Genomic DNA, 14,878 nt, shown 5'->3' on the forward strand with positions numbered 1-14,878 from the left:
CGTCAATTATGCTCCCGGGACGTCTTAATTGGACCCGTACTCCAGTACCGTCCGGTTACGCAACATGACGACGGCCGCCGTGCGGGCCGTCGTCGTGAATGCTACGTTTTTCTTGAGTAATGAGAACCAGCGCAAAGCCCTGACTTGCTGGTCGGCAACCCTCTCTCCGGCGGGGTGCCTCAGGTGACTACTCGGCGTATCGACAACTCGAACTGCAAGCGTGACTGAGGAGCACCAGCAATGCCTGAACCCACTGAAGAAAAACTCTCTTACCGCCTGATAACAGGCCCGGATACCCGCGACTTTTGTGAGCGGATCACCAACGCCCTGGCGGATGGGTACGTACTGCACGGCAGCCCCGCCGCCACGTTCAACGGAACCGACGTGATCGTCGCGCAGGCCGTCGTCCTGCCCGCCGCGATTGCCAGCGCCGATGCCGCAGTCGCCAACGCCGTTGATGAACTGGATACCGACGACGAAGAAGCATTCGAGGGCCACGCATGAGCTACGCAGGTGACCTGACCCCGCAAGACGCGTGGGCCAAGCTTGAACAGGGCGCCATCCTGGTGGACGTCCGCACCGAGGGCGAATGGGCCCACATCGGAATCCCCGACACGAAAGCCACCGAGAACGATCCCCTGTTCATCCAGTGGAACCTCGCCGGCGGCATCCCGAACTCCCGCTTCATCGAGGACCTGCAACAACAGGCGCCCGAGGACGACGGCGTGGAGCTCGTCTTCATCTGCCGCTCCGGCCAGCGCTCCATCGCCGCCGCCATCGCCGCCACGCAGGCAGGCTTCACCGCCTACAACGTCCTTGAAGGCTTTGAGGGCGAACCCGACCGTTACGGCGAACGCACCGTCAATGGTTGGAAGAACCGTGGCCTGCCAACGAATCTGGGGACCGAGTAAGTGACTTTCAATCCTGACGCCGCCGGCTGGAGCCCCGACACCCAGGCCGTTCGCGGTGGACTTGACCGTACCAACTTCCAGGAAACGGCCGAACCCGTCTTCCTGAACTCCGGCTTCGTTTACGAATCCGCCGCCGCGGCAGAACGCGCCTTCACCGGCGAGGACGAACGCTTCGTCTACTCCCGCTACGGCAACCCGTCCGTGGCCACCTTCCAGGAGCGGCTGCGCCTCCTCGAAGGTACCGAGGCTTGCTTCGCGACGGCGTCCGGCATGTCCGCCGTGTTCACCGCACTGGGTGCCCTGCTGGCTGCCGGTGACCGCGTGGTTGCTGCCCGTTCCCTCTTCGGCTCCTGCTTCGTGATCCTCAACGAGATCCTTCCGCGCTGGGGCGTGGAGACGGTGTTTGTGGACGGACCGGACCTTGACCAGTGGCGTGAGGCTCTCTCCGAGCCGACCACCGCCGTCTTCTTCGAGTCACCGTCCAACCCGATGCAGGAAATCGTGGACATCCAGGCTGTCAGCGAACTGGCGCATGCCGCTGGGGCGACTGTCGTCGTCGACAACGTCTTTGCCACTCCCCTGCTGCAGCGCTGTGGCGAGCTGGGCGCCGACGTGATTGTGTACTCAGGCACCAAGCACATCGACGGCCAGGGACGCGTCCTCGGTGGCGCGATCCTGGGCACCAAGGAGTTCATCGATGGACCGGTGAAGCAGCTCATGCGCCACACGGGGCCATCGCTTTCGGCTTTCAACGCCTGGGTGTTGACCAAGGGCCTGGAAACCATCGGGCTCCGAGTCAACCACAGCTCGGCATCGGCCCTGAAGATCGCGGAATGGTTGGAGCAGCAACCCGCCATCAGCTGGGTCAAGTACCCCTTGCTGAAGTCGCACCCGCAGTACGAGCTCGCCGCGAAGCAGATGAAAGCCGGCGGCACAGTGCTCACGTTCGAGCTCTCGCCGTCCGCCGGCCGCTCCGCGAAAGAAGCCGCGTTCGCGCTGCTTGATGGATTGCGTGTCATCGACATCTCCAACAACCTTGGTGACTCCAAGTCGCTGATCACCCACCCTGCCACCACCACCCACCGGGCCATGGGTCCGGAGGGCCGGGCGGCGATCGGGCTGTCCGATGGCGTGGTGCGCTTGTCGGTGGGGCTGGAGGACGTGGACGATCTCATCCTGGATCTGGAGAAGGCCCTCAAACAGGTCTAACCTTGCTGGCATGAGGCATCCATACCGCCGGGCGGGGGCTGTCATCGTTGCGGGATCGGTGGTGTGGTTGGCCGGGATTTCACCGGGATCCCGCGTGTACCTCATGCACGACCCCGCAGAGCGCCTGCGTTTGCTGCTTGCCAGCGAGCGCGGATGGGTGATCGGCCACCACGCGGCCGCTGCAGGAACCGTCGCAGTCCCGGTGGGCTTCATGGCGTTCTCGAAAGCACAACCGGCAGGGACCTCCAAAGCGTGGGTGTCCGCGGCAGCAACAGCGCTGCTCGCGGGCGCACCATTCTTCGTCTACAGCTTGTCGCGGCGGGCCTCGGACCTTGAGCGTTTCGCTTATTTTCGGGGATCCAATGCACCGTTCCTCGCCTACTCATGGCTGCATGTGCTGGGCTTGGCTGCATTGGGCGGCAGCCTGCTGAAGTCCCCCGCCAAACGATGGGCGGGGATGACGGCAGCAGGGATGGCCGTGGTTTCCGGGACCGTCCTGGCGACCACCAAGGACATCCCGCCCCTGGTTTTCTACCTCACCGAAGGAGCCGTCGGAGCGTACCTGATGGCGTGGCCGGAACCCGGGGACATCGGGGATAGCGAGAACATCGGAGACATCGAGGGCTAAGGCCGCCGCACCCTGGTCAGCAGCGGGACCGGGTCCTTGAACGCGACCGGGTCCTTGAACGCGCCCGTCGCGGTGCCACGAACAGTCACCTTCGCAGCGTGCGAGACCACGGCGGCAAGGGCTTCGGAGCCGGGCGGGTTCGCGCCGTCGCGATGCCTGGCGCTGTATCGTGCCGCTGCGTCCCGTTGTTCGAGCGCTCCGTTGCCGCGCTCCAGAATTCCGGCAATGCCCGCCTTGACCAGCGCCAATTCACCTTGGTCATCCAGTACCGGGCTGAGATAGTCAACCAACGCCCACACGACATCAGCGGCAGGCTGGGGCCGGAAATCGCCGAAGTCCAGGAGGTCTCCCCGCAAACCGGAATTACTGGCCCTCCAACCCGCCATCCGCAGCAGGGCGGTCGGCACCGGGGTGGGATCAACGCCGTCGAGCATTTCCAAGGAGGCCGTCTCCACCAAAGCCCGCACCAGCACCGCGATCAGCGCCGCGTCCTCCGCGCGGAGGCAGACGTCGGCGACCCGGACCTCTACGGTGGGCTGGTTCCTGGCGATCCGGGCATCGAAGTAGATCATCCCCTCATCCAGGACTACACCGGTATCAAGCAAGCGCTGCACCACGCGTCGATAAGCCGTGAGCGAGCCAAAAAGCGATGACGGCCCGGACGTGGGCCACCGGTTCCATGCCTGCGTGCGGTAGCTGTCGAACCCGGTCGGAAGCCCGCGCCAGTAGGGCGAATTGGCCGAGAGCGCGGTGAGTACCGCGAGTTTGTCCCGGATGTGGTCCAGCACCACCACGCCTTCCTCCGGGGACTCCACTGAAGTGTGCACGTGGAAACCGCACGTCAACTGCTCGGTGGCGATGATGCCGAAGTGGTCCAGCATCGCGGCGTACCGGGGATCCGGGGTGGTGTGCGTGTTCGAGGCCAATGGTGAAGTGGCGATCGCTGCAACCCTTGCGCCGTGCCGCCGGGCAGCTTCATCGGCCATGGCGCGGCCCCGGCGAATCTGCTGCAGGAGTTCGGCATAGCTGTGACACGGCCTCGTTTGGGTTTCGATTTGCTCCAGCTTGAGCTCCTGGCTCAGTCCGGTCTCCGTGGCAGGTTCCTCGTAGCCGGCCAGAAGCGCGTCCGCGAGAGCCAAGGGCATGCCCGTCACCGGATCAACGATGAGCAGTTCTTCCTCGACCCCGAAAGTCCGCATGCTCCATTCTGCGTCACGGGTGGCCTCCAGAACACAGGGTGGGACTGGCAGTTTGGCCTGCGGCAAAGAGATTCTGCTGGATCATCGCCCTTGGAAACGGAGAGGACCCGCGGATTAGCCGGCCAAGCAAGCTGGCCGGGGCCGATGATCCAGCAGATTTGTCCACATAGGCGAAGTTTCCGGGCTGGGGAGGGACCAGTCCGTGGCTGACTGAAGGCATGAACGCATTCGAATTCTTGTCGTCAGTAGGTGGAGTAGCCAAGGTAGGGCTGCTTAAGGCCCACGGGCACACCCCGGCGGACCTAAGGAAGCTCGAGGGGGCCTATCAACCGCGGCACGGCATATGGGCTCTGCCCTCCGCAGATACGGAGTTTGTCTCTGCCCTCGTAAACAACGGACTTCTGACATGCGCAAGCGCAGCTGTCCGCTATGGCCTCTGGCTTAAAGACAAACCGGGAAGACTGCATCTGGCAACCAAGCACAACAGAGGCCGGGGGTTTATCCGGCACGGAGGTCTCAGGCTGGGCTCGGAGTCCTACGTTCCAGTTGCATCGCTGGAAGACACTGTCATTCACGCTCTCACGTGCCTGCCGGACGTCGACGCCATTGCCGTGGCCCAGTCCGCTATGAAAAACCGTGGAGTTCCCCGTGACGTCCTGGAGGGCGAGCTGCGGGCCAACTACTTCGGGAATGCGAGGAAACGACTGCGCAAGGCCGACGGTTTGTCTGAATCCGTCCCGGAGATCAGTGCCCGCCTGCTTTTTGAGGCGGCGGGACTCTCCTTTGAACGGCAGGTCCAAATCCCAGGAGTGGGCCGGGTGGACACCCTGATTGACGGCTGGCTGATTGTGGAGGTCAATGGCTATCAGTTCCACAGTTCACGGGAAGCCTGGAGAAAGGACATGGGCAGGTTGAACGCGGCGCAGGCAATGGGTTACCGCGTCCTGAGCTTCGCCCCCGAGCACATCTGGAACTCGCCGGAGCTGGTCTTGGGCCAGATCCGGGCGTGCCTTGGGCTCGGAAGGCCGCGGGGTAGGCGGTGACAGAGTATTTGCTGGATCATCGCCCGAAGCAGCAGCCGGAAGGCCCGTAATTCCGGGCTTTCCCGTTGCTGCGAGCTCCGATGATCCAGCAAAAATACGTCACCATCAGTCCTGGAAGTACTCCACCTTCGCGCCGATGGTGTTCAGTCGTTCGGCCAGGTCCTCGTAACCGCGCTCAATCACGTAGATGTTGCGCAGCTCGGAGGTACCCCTGGCCGCAAGCATCGCCAGGAGAAGGCAGGCAGCGGGGCGCAGGGCCGGAGGGCAACCAACTTCTGCCGCACGCCACTTCGTTGGTCCGTTGACGTAGATCCGGTGCGGGTCCAGGAGCTGAACCTGGGCGCCGAGCTTGTTGAGTTCTGTCAGGTAGATGGCCCGGTTTTCGTAGACCCAGTCATGGATCATGGTCTGTCCTTCGGCGTTGCCGGCAATCACGGCGAAGAAGGGCAGGTTGTCGATGTTCAGGCCCGGGAATGGCATGGGGTGGATCTTGTCCTGCGGCGCATGCAGCTCCGAGGGCTTGGTTGTCACGTCCACCAGGCGCGTGCGGCCGTTGCGGGCCATGTATTCGCCGGAGATCTCGAGCTTCTGGCCCATCTGCTCCAGTGTGGCCAGCTCGATCTCCATGAACTCGATGGGAACCCGGCGGATGGTGACTTCCGAGTTGGTCACGATTCCGGCAGTGATCAGGCTCATGGCTTCGATGGGATCTTCGGACGGGAAGTATTCAATGTCCACGTCGATGGCCGGCCGCCCGGCGATCTTCAACGTGGTGGTGCCCACACCCTGGATATCCACGCCAAGGCCCTGCAGATAGAAGCAGAGGTCCTGGACCATGTAGTTGGGGCTGGCGTTGCGGATGACCGTGGTGCCTTCGCGGTGCGCGGCTGCCATGATGGCGTTCTCCGTGACGGTGTCGCCGCGTTCGGTCAGTACGAACGAACGGTGGTGTCCGTCGGCGGCGGGCGCCGTGACGGAGTAGAAACCGGACTTCGCCTCAACCTCGAGGCCGAACTGGCGCAGCGCCTGCATGTGGGGCTCAACGGTGCGGGTTCCGAGATCGCATCCGCCGGCGTAGGGAAGAAGGTATTCACTGGTCTCGTCAAGGAGCGGTCCCAGCAGCATGATCACGCTGCGGGTCCGGCGGGCGGCGTCCACATCCATTGATTCGAGGTCAAGGACCTCGGGCCTGCGGATGCGCAGATCGCTTCCGTTAAGCCAGGTGCATTCCACGCCGATGGATGTCAGCACTTCGACGATCCTGTTGACCTCTTCGATACGTGCCAGGCGGCGCAGCGTGGTGGTGCCGCGGTTGATCAAGCTCGCGCACAGCAGGGCCACACCGGCGTTCTTGCTGCTGTTGACGTCCACCTCTCCGGAGAGCGTACGGCCGCCTTCCACCCGCAAGTGGGTCATTTGGGGTTTGCCCACCTTGACGATGGACCGTCCGAAGATCGCTTCGAGGCGTTCGATCATCCGGAGGCTCAGGTTCTGCTTGCCCTGTTCCATCCGGGCGATGGCGCTCTGGCTGGTTCCCAGCTCAGTAGCCAGCTGCCCCTGCGTCCAGCCCTTTTCGCCGCGGGCGTTGCGGAGCAGGAGGCCTACGTGTTCTGCGGTCGGTTGCGTCATAACCAAGAAATATCACAAGTGAGTTAGAAGTAGCTAGCAAAACACCGTTTAGGCGGCAAACGTCACACCCTACCCGTATTGTGCGATATATAGCCCGACGCCGGCACTCGCCTCATCGGGGCCGCTCACTGCGGCGGCGGGTTCAGTTCCCTATGCCCGCCAGTACCCCAAAGCGTCAATCCGATGCTTATCCACCCCGAGTTCCTTCTTCAGGTGCTTCACGATGGCACGGGTGCTGGATGCCTCGCATGCGACCCAGAAGAAGTCATCCGTCGCTGACACGGCCTGTGGTGCCAGCCCCGCGCAGACTTCCTCAACCAGTGAGGCGCCGTCGCGTTTGCGCGGAATCCAGGTGACGACGTCGTCGCCGGACGTTCGGACGGCGAGCGTGGTGTCGGCGTCGTGCTGGTATTCGAGCCAGGCGGTAACCGGTGTGCCGTGCGGTCCCCGCGCGTCCAGGAGCGAGTTGATGGCCGGAAGTGAGGCAGGATCGCCGACCACCCAGATGCGGCGCGGCGCGGGCTGCGGGAACGCGAAGGAGCTGCCTTGGACTGTGGCGTCGATGGTGTCGCCGGCCTGGACGGTGCGGGCCCAATCAGCTGCCACCCCGCGGTGCATGGCGAAGTCCATGCTGAACGTGCCAGCCTCCGGATCCGCGTTGACCAGGGTGTAGGCGCGCTGGTGGGCCTTGCCGGAGTCGTTGAACCAGAGGCGGATCCACATGGTCGGGTGCAGGCCGCTGGCCTTGAGGAGCCCGCCGTCGCGCACGTGCACGCGAAGGAAGTCGGGGGTGATTTCTTCCCGGGCGGTGACCTGCAGGGTGAAATCCTTGGCGCCCATGACTTTCAGGACGACACCTTCCCAATTGCGCTTCAAGCAGCACTCCTTCACGAATGGCCCACGATTTGTGCCCGGGGCCAAAGCCATTTATCTTGAACTTAAGTAAGCCTATCCTAAGCTCGAAAGCGGCCCGACATCATGACGCCTGCCCCGACGCAACAATCCGCCCCGGCAGGCGGCACCGGAACCTACCGCGACACCTGGGGAATCCCGCACCTGTGGGCTGACTCCGCGGACGAACTCGCTTTCCTGCAGGGCCGGAACGCCGCGACGGACCGGTCCTGGCAGATCGAACTGGAGCGCTGGCGTTCGGAAGGCCGTGTCGCTGAAATGCTGGGACCCGACGCCGTGGTCTGGGACCGGTTCGCCCGGCAGGCCCGGCTCAATGACACCGCGCGCCGCTGCTTCGACAAACTCCCCCACGAAACGCAACGCTGGTGCGGACAGTACGTTGCCGGCATCAACCAGGCCCTCGCCGACGGCCTTCGCCGCGGTCCCGAGTTCGACGAAGCCCGCTGCGCCCCTGAGCCCTGGCTTCCGTGGACACCGCTGGGAGTCTTCCTGGTGCACCACATCCTCTTCTCCACCTTTCCCAACAAGTTGTTCCGCGCCCATGTCGCGCGGACGCTCGGGGAAGATGCAGTGGACCTGTTCAGCATCGAAGCTCCAGTCTGGTCCGGCAGCAACGCCTGGGCCGCCCACGGTTCCACGACTGCGAGCGGCCTGCCCTTGATCGCCGGAGACCCGCACCGCCTTATGGAACTGCCCGGCGTGTACCAGCAGGTGCGGCTGGCCTGCCCCGAATTCGACGTCGCAGGCTTAGCGTTCCCCGGAGTGCCAGGGCTGCCGCACTTCGCCCACACAGGCCATGCCGCCTGGGCCGTCACGAATGCGATGGCCGACTACCAGGACCTCTTTCTGGAAGAACTCCGCCGGATCACCGACAGCAATGGCGAACGCATCGAGGCGCACGGAGCGGAAGGTTGGGAACCCGCCGTCGTCAGTACCGAGACCATCAGCGTCCGCGGTGGCGACGCGGTGACCGTTGAGGTGATCGAGACTGCCCGCGGCCCCGTCATTTCGGAAATGCCCGACGGCGGTGCGCTGAGCCTGCGTTTTCCCGCGCGGGTTGAGGGGCGGCTGGGTTTTGAGGCCCTCCTGCCGCTGTTGAGGAGCCGGAGCGTCGCTGACGTTGAAGCTGCATTCGATGCCTGGGTGGAGCCCGTCAACAGTGTGGTGGCGGCGGATTCATCCGGGGCCGTGAGGCATTTCGTCGCCGGACTGGTTCCGCAGCGCAACCCGGCGAACCGTCGGCTGCCCACACCGGCCTTGTCACCACGCCATGCCTGGGAAGGACCTTATGTTGCGCTGCCCCGCACCGAGGTCCGGCAGTTTGCCGTCAGCGCGAACGATCGGGCAGCCGGTGGTGGGGACGCCGTGGCTATGGAATTCGCCCCCTCATACCGGGCGCTGCGCATCCAACAATTGCTGGAGTCCGCGCCGGCAGGGACGCTGTCCGGCGACACCATGCAGGGAATCCATACCGACACGTTGCTCGGTCCGTGGCCGTTCTTCCGGAAGATCCTGGCTGCACTGGAGACAACCGGGCTGTCCGACGAGGCTAGGAAACTACGATCACAGTTGTTGGCGTGGGATGGCCGGATGGACGCCGGCAGCCATCCCGCGGCCGTTTTCGCTGCCTGGCGCGGTGCATTGGTCCAGCGCCTCGGACGGCACGCCGCTCTTGCTCCCCTGAACACCCCGAGCGGCTATTCCCCCTTGTTTGGCCCGTGGTTGTCCGTGGCATCGCGCATCGGCTTCGCACTGGAGACCCTGCTGGCCCGCGGCTCCGAACTTGGCATCGCCGTTTCCGTGGAGGCAGTGGCGGGGTTGGAAGCCACAGCATTGGAAGAAGCCCTGCTGGACGGCGCGTCCTGGGGTGACCGGCATACCTTGCTGGCAGTCCACCTGCTCCCCGAAACCCTTGCCGCTGCGGCGCCCACGGCCGCCCTCAGTGGAGACACCGGCTGCGTGCTGAGCACCGAAAGCCTCCCTGGAGTGGACGACCGAAGCTTCCGCGGACCTGTGGCCCGTTACGTCTGGGACCTGGACTGCCGGGAGAACAGCCGGTGGATTGTGCCTTTCGGCGCCGCCGGATCGCCCGGCCACAGCCACTTCGCGGACCAGCTCCCGCTCTGGAGCGAAGGCCGGATGGTCCCTGTAACCACGGACTGGTCCGCCCTGGCCAAAGACCCGAACTGACACCAGATACCCGCCTACCGAAGGAACACATGAGCACCGCCACCCAGGACTTCTCCGTCCGCACCACCGTCTACTCCGAGAACCTCGAAGGCTGGGGTGAATTGCGCCTTGTCCCGCTGGTCCCCAGCGAAGACATCGGGCTCATCTTCGAATGGGTCAAGCAACCCCGCGCCAGGTTCTGGGGCATGACGGAGAAGTCCCAAGAGGAAGTGCTGGAAATCTACGGGTTCCTTGACTCACTGGACACGCACCACGCTTTCCTGGCCCTCCTCGACGGCGAGCCCCTGGCCCTGTTCCAGACATACGAACCACTGCACGATCCCGTGGGCGAGGCCTACCCCGCCCGCGAGGCGGACATCGGGATGCATCTGCTGCTGGCACCGGCAACGCGCCCCATTCCGCACTTCACGCCCAGGCTCGGCACCTCCCTTATCAGGTACATGTTCTCGCTCCCGGGCAAGGACCGGATCATCGTGGAGCCAGACTCACGCAACGCCAAAGCCCTGCGCCGGCTTGAAGCGACGTGCTTCGAACTCGGCCCGATCATCCAGCTCGAGGAGAAGGAGGCCCAGCTCGGCTTCCTCACCCGCGCAGATTTCGACGAAATCCAGGAGCTACCGGCCCGCTAACGCCACACGAAGCTCCACGTTCCGGCGCCCAAAGCCGTGAGGACGGCGCCTCCGGCTATGGCCACGCCGCCAAGTACCACCCAGACGTCCATCAGCGAGTACGTGGACTCACGCGCCCACGTCCGTTGTCCCCCGCCGAAACCGCGGGCTTCCATGGTCACGGCCAACCGCGAAGCCCGCCGGACGGCCTGGACCAGCAGCCCGAAGCTCTGTCCGAGCGTCGCTTTGAGGCGCTGGATCGGGCTTCCCTGCGAGCCGACACCGCGGGCGCGCCGGGCCATGCCGATGGTCTGCCACTCCTCCGCCATGAGGCCCACCAGCCGCATGGCGGCAAGGGAACCGAGGACAAATCGGTGCGGCAGCTTTGCCTTCTGCGCAAGTGCATCCGCCAGGTCCGTCGGGTCGGTGCAGGACATCAGCAGGATCGCGGGGAGGGCGATCGCCAAACCGCGCAGCATGAAGCCGAGCCCCAGCTCAAGGGAACCTTCACTGATGGACCAGAGTCCGACGTCGAGCAGTACTGCGCCGCTGTCAGCGGCCACAATCGCGGTACTCCAGCCACCGATCGCCGCCGCTATGATCAGCGGCCAGGCACGCTGCCAGAGAAGGCGGAGGGTGAGGCCGGCCAAGGGGAAGAGCGCCAATTCCGCGATGAGAGCCGTGGACGCGGAAACCCAGTCGATGGACAGGGCCAGCACCAGGGAGATAAGGAAGACGGCCACGAACTTCGCCAACGGGTTTGCCCGGGTCAGGAGCGCGTGGTTGCCGCGCAGGTTCAGTGCGTCCCTCATGCCGCACCCGCTTCCTGAGGCGCCGTCTCACCTTGGGATACCGGCCCGAGCGGCAGTTCCGTCCCGCCCAGTACGGCACTGAATTCCTGGTCGTGGGTCACGGAAACCACGGCGGTACCGGCGTCCAGCAACTCCGAGAGGAACGAGGCCAGCTCGGCCCAGGTGTTGGCGTCCTGTCCGAAGGTGGGCTCATCGAGGACAAGTACCTTCGGGTGCGCCGCCAACACCGTAGCCACTGAAAGCCTGCGCTTCTCACCGCCGGACAGTGTGTAGGGATTGGCGTCCACCAGATGGGAGAGCCTCAGCCGCTCCACCAATTCGTCCACGCGTTCCCCGCCGTAGCCCAGGTGCCTGGGGCCGAACATGAGCTCATCCAGGACCTTGCCCGTGACGAACTGGTGCTCCGGTTCCTGGAAGACCGTGCCGATCCTGGAGATGAGCTGATCGGCCTTCCATTTGTACGGGTCGATGCCCGCCCCCTCCGAAAGGTCGACGCCGGCGCTCACCATGCCGTCCACCGGCGCCAGAAGGCCGGCCAACGTCAGCGCAAAAGTGGACTTCCCGGCACCATTGGGCCCGGTAATGGTCAACGCCTGCCCAGCACGGACCTGGGCGGTGATGTCCCTCTGCACCGGAACCGGAGGGATGGTTCGGAAGCCCTTGCGCCTGGGCTTTTCCCGGGACACGGCCAGGTCCTGCGCTGCGAGGAGGAGTTCGTTTGTCCCGGACGTCCGGGCGCGCGCCCTTGTGGCGGGAACGTAGCCGGGAACCCACACGCCCGCCGTCATCAGCATGGAGCGCGCCTGGGTGAGGACCTGCTCCGGCGGGCCATCCAGGAGGACTCCCGGGGTGCCTGACTGCGGGCCTGCGGTACCGGGCTGCAGGACCACGATCCTGTCCACCAGATCCTTCCACACGGACACCCTGTGCTCCACCACCACCAGCGTGGCGCCGGTCTTGTCCAGGCAGCGGGCCACGGCGTCGCGGACCTCGAGGACCCCTGCAGGATCGAGGTTGGCCGTGGGTTCGTCCAGCAGGATCAAGCCTGGCCGCATCGCCAAAATCCCGGCCAGCGCGAGGCGCTGCTTCTGTCCCCCGGAAAGTGCCGCCGTCGGGTGGTCCAATGCCAAACCGCCGCCTGATGCGGTACGCAAGCCGACGTCGTCGAGCGCTTCATGCACCCGGGACCAGATCTCCTCGCGCGGCACGGCAAGGTTCTCGGCGCCGAAGGCGACGTCGTCGCCCACCCGGGAGAGAACCACCTGCGTTTCGGGATCCTGCTGCATCAGCCCGGCGCGGCCACGCTGCTCGCGGGAAGTGACGCCGTCGATCAGCAGCGAACCGGTCTCATCAGAGTCGTCTTCCTCGTCACCCAGCACCCCGGCGAGGGCGTGCAGGAGCGTGGACTTGCCGGCCCCCGAAGGGCCCAGCAACAGGACGCGTTCCCCCGGTTCAATGCGGAGGTCAAGGCCCTGGATGGCAGGCTGGGCCCGGCCGGCATGCCGCCATCCCCACCCCTCGGCGGAGATGGCGGCAGGCCGGACCGTGCCGCTGTGTGTGGCAGGCATCAGTTGAAGACTGGCTCCGAAGCGGCCTTCCGCGACGCGAAGGAACTCAGGACACCCGTCGTGGCCAGACCGCGGGTGGCGATCCAGGACAGGCCGCCGGCGATCACTGCACCGGAGATGGTGGTGAAAGTGATGTACGTCAGCTTGTCGATGGCCTCGTAGGCGATATTCCAGCCCCAGGGCAGGAAGGAGTCGTTCAGGCCACAGAAGAGGCCCGCGCCTGCGCCCGCGAGGAGTGCGGTGGGCAGGTTGAACTTCTTGTAGCGGAACGCGGCGAAGATCAGCTCGGCGCCAAGGCCCTGCAGGACGCCGGAGATGAGCACCGTGGTGCCGTACTGCGAACCCATGATGAGCTCACCCGTGGCTGCGACGGCCTCGCAGAAAAGAGCTGCGCCGGGCTTTCGGATAATGAGCATGCCCAGGACTGCGGGGATCATCCAGCCACCGGCGATCAGGCCGGTCAGGGGCGGGTATGCCGCATTCATGGGGATGGATACCAGTGCCGCGCCCTGGGACCAGGCCCAGAAGATCACGCCGCCGGCGATGGCGATGAGGGCCGCCACCACGATGTCTACAACACGCCAGCTATAACTGGTCTTCTTCACGTTTACCGTGGTCATTTTTCTGCCTCCTGAGGTTACAGGAGGGGAAAGTGCTCCCCGGAATCCGCCTGGCTTGCGCCGTCCGGCTCCGGACACTCTGAGAAGCTCGACTCCCTTGCGCCGGTACTAACCGGATCAGGTTCGAGGGTCTGCGGCTGTCCGCACTCTCAGCGCCCTCGCGTCTCCTGCATCGCTGCAAGGTCCGACGGCGGCGCTCCCCTGTCGTTATCAAATCTGCCCTGATGGGCGGGTTCAGTTTACACCTCCGCGTACGGCCGGCTCTGGGCCGCGGTCACAATCCTGTTGCGAGGCCCACTCTGCACCCCATCCCCGCGCCTAAGCACGCACACCAGGCCCCACAACAACAGGAGTGCATTGCGAGGCCCACTCTGCGCCCCATCCCCGCGCCTAAACACGCACAGCAGGCCCCACAACAAACGAGGGTGCGTTGCGAGGCCCACTCTGCACCCCATCCCCGCGCCTAAACACGCACAGCAGGCCCCACAACGCACCTGCAAGAATGGCCTGATGACGGATCTTCCAGGCTCCCACGCACCCGTGGCCGAGCCACGCCTCGCTGCCAGCGTGATTCTGCTCCGCGACTCCCCCTCGGGGCTTGAGGCATTTGTCCAGCACAGAGTCAGCACCATGGACTTCGCGGCAGGAATGGTGGTCTTTCCGGGCGGCCGGGTGGACGCTGTGGATCAGTCCGGCTGGGACTACCCCGGGGAACTGTTGCGCAGCCATGCGTTGTCCTGGGCGCAGAGTTCGATTTCGGCGGACACAGCGTTGGCGGAGAGCAACGCGGGAATGGTGCTCACGGCAGCAATCCGCGAAGTCCAGGAAGAAGCCGGGCTGGGCATCGAGCCCGGAGACCTGCGCCCCTGGGCCAACTGGATCACGCCCATAGACATGCCCAAGCGCTTCGACACCTACTTCTATGTGGCCAAGCCTGCACCGGAAGCGCAGCCCCGGCATCAAACCACGGAGGCTTGGCAGTCGCTGTGGATGCCGGTGTCCGGAATCCTGGAAGCGGAAGCCGCAGGGCAGTTGAAGCTGATGCCACCCACCTACTATCTGCTGAAGGAAATCGCTGTCCTCGATTCCGTAGAGGCAGTGTGGTCCGCCGAGCACCCGGTCGTCCCGGTTCTGGCTCCGGTCGGGTCCTTGGCAGCGTTTCTCAAGGAGCGGGAAAACCGCGGGTAGCCGTGCCGTGCAGCTAGGCTGGTGGCATGAACCTCTTTTTCAAGCTGCTGGGCGCCGGGGTAAGCCTCGGTGCAGGCTTTGTCGGTACCAAACTCGTCAACAAAGGCTGGGAAAAGGCCACGGGCAACAAGCCGCCCACAGGCAACGATGACATGGAGACGAGCCTCCGCTCGGCTCTGACCTTCGCGCTGATTTCCGCTTTCGTGAGCACGCTGATCCAGGTCCTTGCCAGCCGCGGCACCCAGCGGGCGATTGCCCGCTTCGCGAAATCCCAGGACATCGTCTAAGCATCACGCAACAAGCAACGCGGGGTCACTTATGGCCCATCCCCATGGGGGTAATGGGCCATAAGTGACCCCGC

At 64.8% G+C, this 14,878-nt stretch carries 15 protein-coding genes and 2 riboswitches; of the genes, 9 read left to right on the forward strand and 6 right to left on the reverse strand.

Annotation, left to right across the window (positions count from 1 at the left end):
• Positions 1–115: 115 nt before the first annotated feature.
• Positions 116–227: riboswitch (SAM riboswitch) on the forward strand.
• A 13-nt stretch (positions 228–240) separates the two neighbouring features.
• The 4 genes from PV760_RS08265 to PV760_RS08280 are packed head-to-tail and all read left to right on the forward strand — an operon-like array spanning position 241 to position 2,748.
• Positions 241–504, forward strand: coding sequence for a DUF1737 domain-containing protein (locus PV760_RS08265; protein WP_018778199.1), 264 nt, complete (start codon positions 241–243; stop codon positions 502–504).
• Positions 501–911 (forward strand): rhodanese-like domain-containing protein, encoded by a 411-nt coding sequence (locus PV760_RS08270; protein ID WP_039243084.1) that lies wholly within the window; start codon positions 501–503, stop codon positions 909–911. Before PV760_RS08265 ends, PV760_RS08270 begins: the two co-directional genes overlap by 4 nt.
• The gene (locus tag PV760_RS08275; protein WP_079581891.1) at positions 912–2,120 is read left to right on the forward strand and encodes an O-succinylhomoserine sulfhydrylase; all 1,209 of its coding nucleotides are present in this window, start codon (positions 912–914) and stop codon (positions 2,118–2,120) included.
• Positions 2,121–2,130: 10 nt separating this feature from the next.
• Entirely contained in the window at positions 2,131–2,748 is a 618-nt protein-coding gene (locus PV760_RS08280; protein WP_354627541.1) for a hypothetical protein, read from the forward strand.
• Here PV760_RS08280 and PV760_RS08285 read toward each other — a convergent pair.
• Positions 2,745–3,947, reverse strand: a complete 1,203-nt coding sequence (locus tag PV760_RS08285; protein WP_079581889.1) for a glutamate--cysteine ligase 2 — start codon at positions 3,945–3,947, stop codon at positions 2,745–2,747. The two genes, PV760_RS08280 and PV760_RS08285, sit on opposite strands and share 4 nt — an antisense overlap.
• Before the next feature lie 218 nt (positions 3,948–4,165).
• On the opposite strand from PV760_RS08285, the gene PV760_RS08290 reads away from it, so the two are divergent.
• Complete coding sequence (locus tag PV760_RS08290) at positions 4,166–4,990, forward strand: endonuclease domain-containing protein (RefSeq protein WP_354627542.1); 825 nt, start codon at positions 4,166–4,168, stop codon at positions 4,988–4,990.
• Positions 4,991–5,095: 105 nt separating this feature from the next.
• Here the strand turns inward: PV760_RS08290 and PV760_RS08295 are convergent, their stop codons facing one another.
• Positions 5,096–6,619, reverse strand: coding sequence for a UDP-N-acetylglucosamine 1-carboxyvinyltransferase (locus PV760_RS08295; RefSeq protein ID WP_354627543.1), 1,524 nt, complete (start codon positions 6,617–6,619; stop codon positions 5,096–5,098).
• 150 nt (positions 6,620–6,769) lie between these two features.
• Entirely contained in the window at positions 6,770–7,495 is a 726-nt protein-coding gene (locus tag PV760_RS08300; protein WP_193590115.1) for a siderophore-interacting protein, read from the reverse strand.
• 102 nt (positions 7,496–7,597) lie between these two features.
• Between PV760_RS08300 and PV760_RS08305 the strand changes: the two genes are divergently transcribed.
• Positions 7,598–9,721, forward strand: a complete 2,124-nt coding sequence (locus PV760_RS08305) for a penicillin acylase family protein (RefSeq protein WP_354627544.1) — start codon at positions 7,598–7,600, stop codon at positions 9,719–9,721.
• Positions 9,722–9,750: 29 nt separating this feature from the next.
• Positions 9,751–10,350 (forward strand): GNAT family N-acetyltransferase, encoded by a 600-nt coding sequence (locus tag PV760_RS08310; protein ID WP_018778190.1) that lies wholly within the window; start codon positions 9,751–9,753, stop codon positions 10,348–10,350.
• On the opposite strand, the gene PV760_RS08315 is transcribed toward PV760_RS08310, so the two are convergent.
• From PV760_RS08315 to PV760_RS08325, 3 genes are read right to left on the reverse strand one after another with little or no spacing between them, the layout of a single operon-like run.
• Positions 10,347–11,141 (reverse strand): energy-coupling factor transporter transmembrane component T family protein, encoded by a 795-nt coding sequence (locus PV760_RS08315; protein ID WP_110505173.1) that lies wholly within the window; start codon positions 11,139–11,141, stop codon positions 10,347–10,349. The two genes, PV760_RS08310 and PV760_RS08315, sit on opposite strands and share 4 nt — an antisense overlap.
• Entirely contained in the window at positions 11,138–12,709 is a 1,572-nt protein-coding gene (locus PV760_RS08320; protein ID WP_354627545.1) for an ABC transporter ATP-binding protein, read from the reverse strand. Before PV760_RS08320 ends, PV760_RS08315 begins: the two co-directional genes overlap by 4 nt.
• Complete coding sequence (locus tag PV760_RS08325) at positions 12,709–13,329, reverse strand: ECF transporter S component (RefSeq protein WP_039243096.1); 621 nt, start codon at positions 13,327–13,329, stop codon at positions 12,709–12,711. Before PV760_RS08325 ends, PV760_RS08320 begins: the two co-directional genes overlap by 1 nt.
• 76 nt (positions 13,330–13,405) lie before the next feature.
• A riboswitch (TPP riboswitch) is annotated at positions 13,406–13,542 on the reverse strand.
• A 297-nt stretch (positions 13,543–13,839) separates the two neighbouring features.
• Here PV760_RS08325 and PV760_RS08330 point away from each other — a divergent pair.
• A complete protein-coding gene (locus PV760_RS08330) occupies positions 13,840–14,517 on the forward strand; it encodes an NUDIX hydrolase (protein WP_354627546.1) in 678 nt (225 codons plus the stop codon).
• A gap of 26 nt (positions 14,518–14,543) precedes the next feature.
• Complete coding sequence (locus PV760_RS08335) at positions 14,544–14,804, forward strand: DUF4235 domain-containing protein (RefSeq protein ID WP_018778185.1); 261 nt, start codon at positions 14,544–14,546, stop codon at positions 14,802–14,804.
• Positions 14,805–14,878: the final 74 nt, after the last annotated feature.

The sequence above is a fragment of the Paenarthrobacter sp. CC6 genome (assembly GCF_040560085.1).
In the GTDB taxonomy this organism is placed as follows: Bacteria; Actinomycetota; Actinomycetes; order Actinomycetales; family Micrococcaceae; genus Arthrobacter; species Arthrobacter nicotinovorans.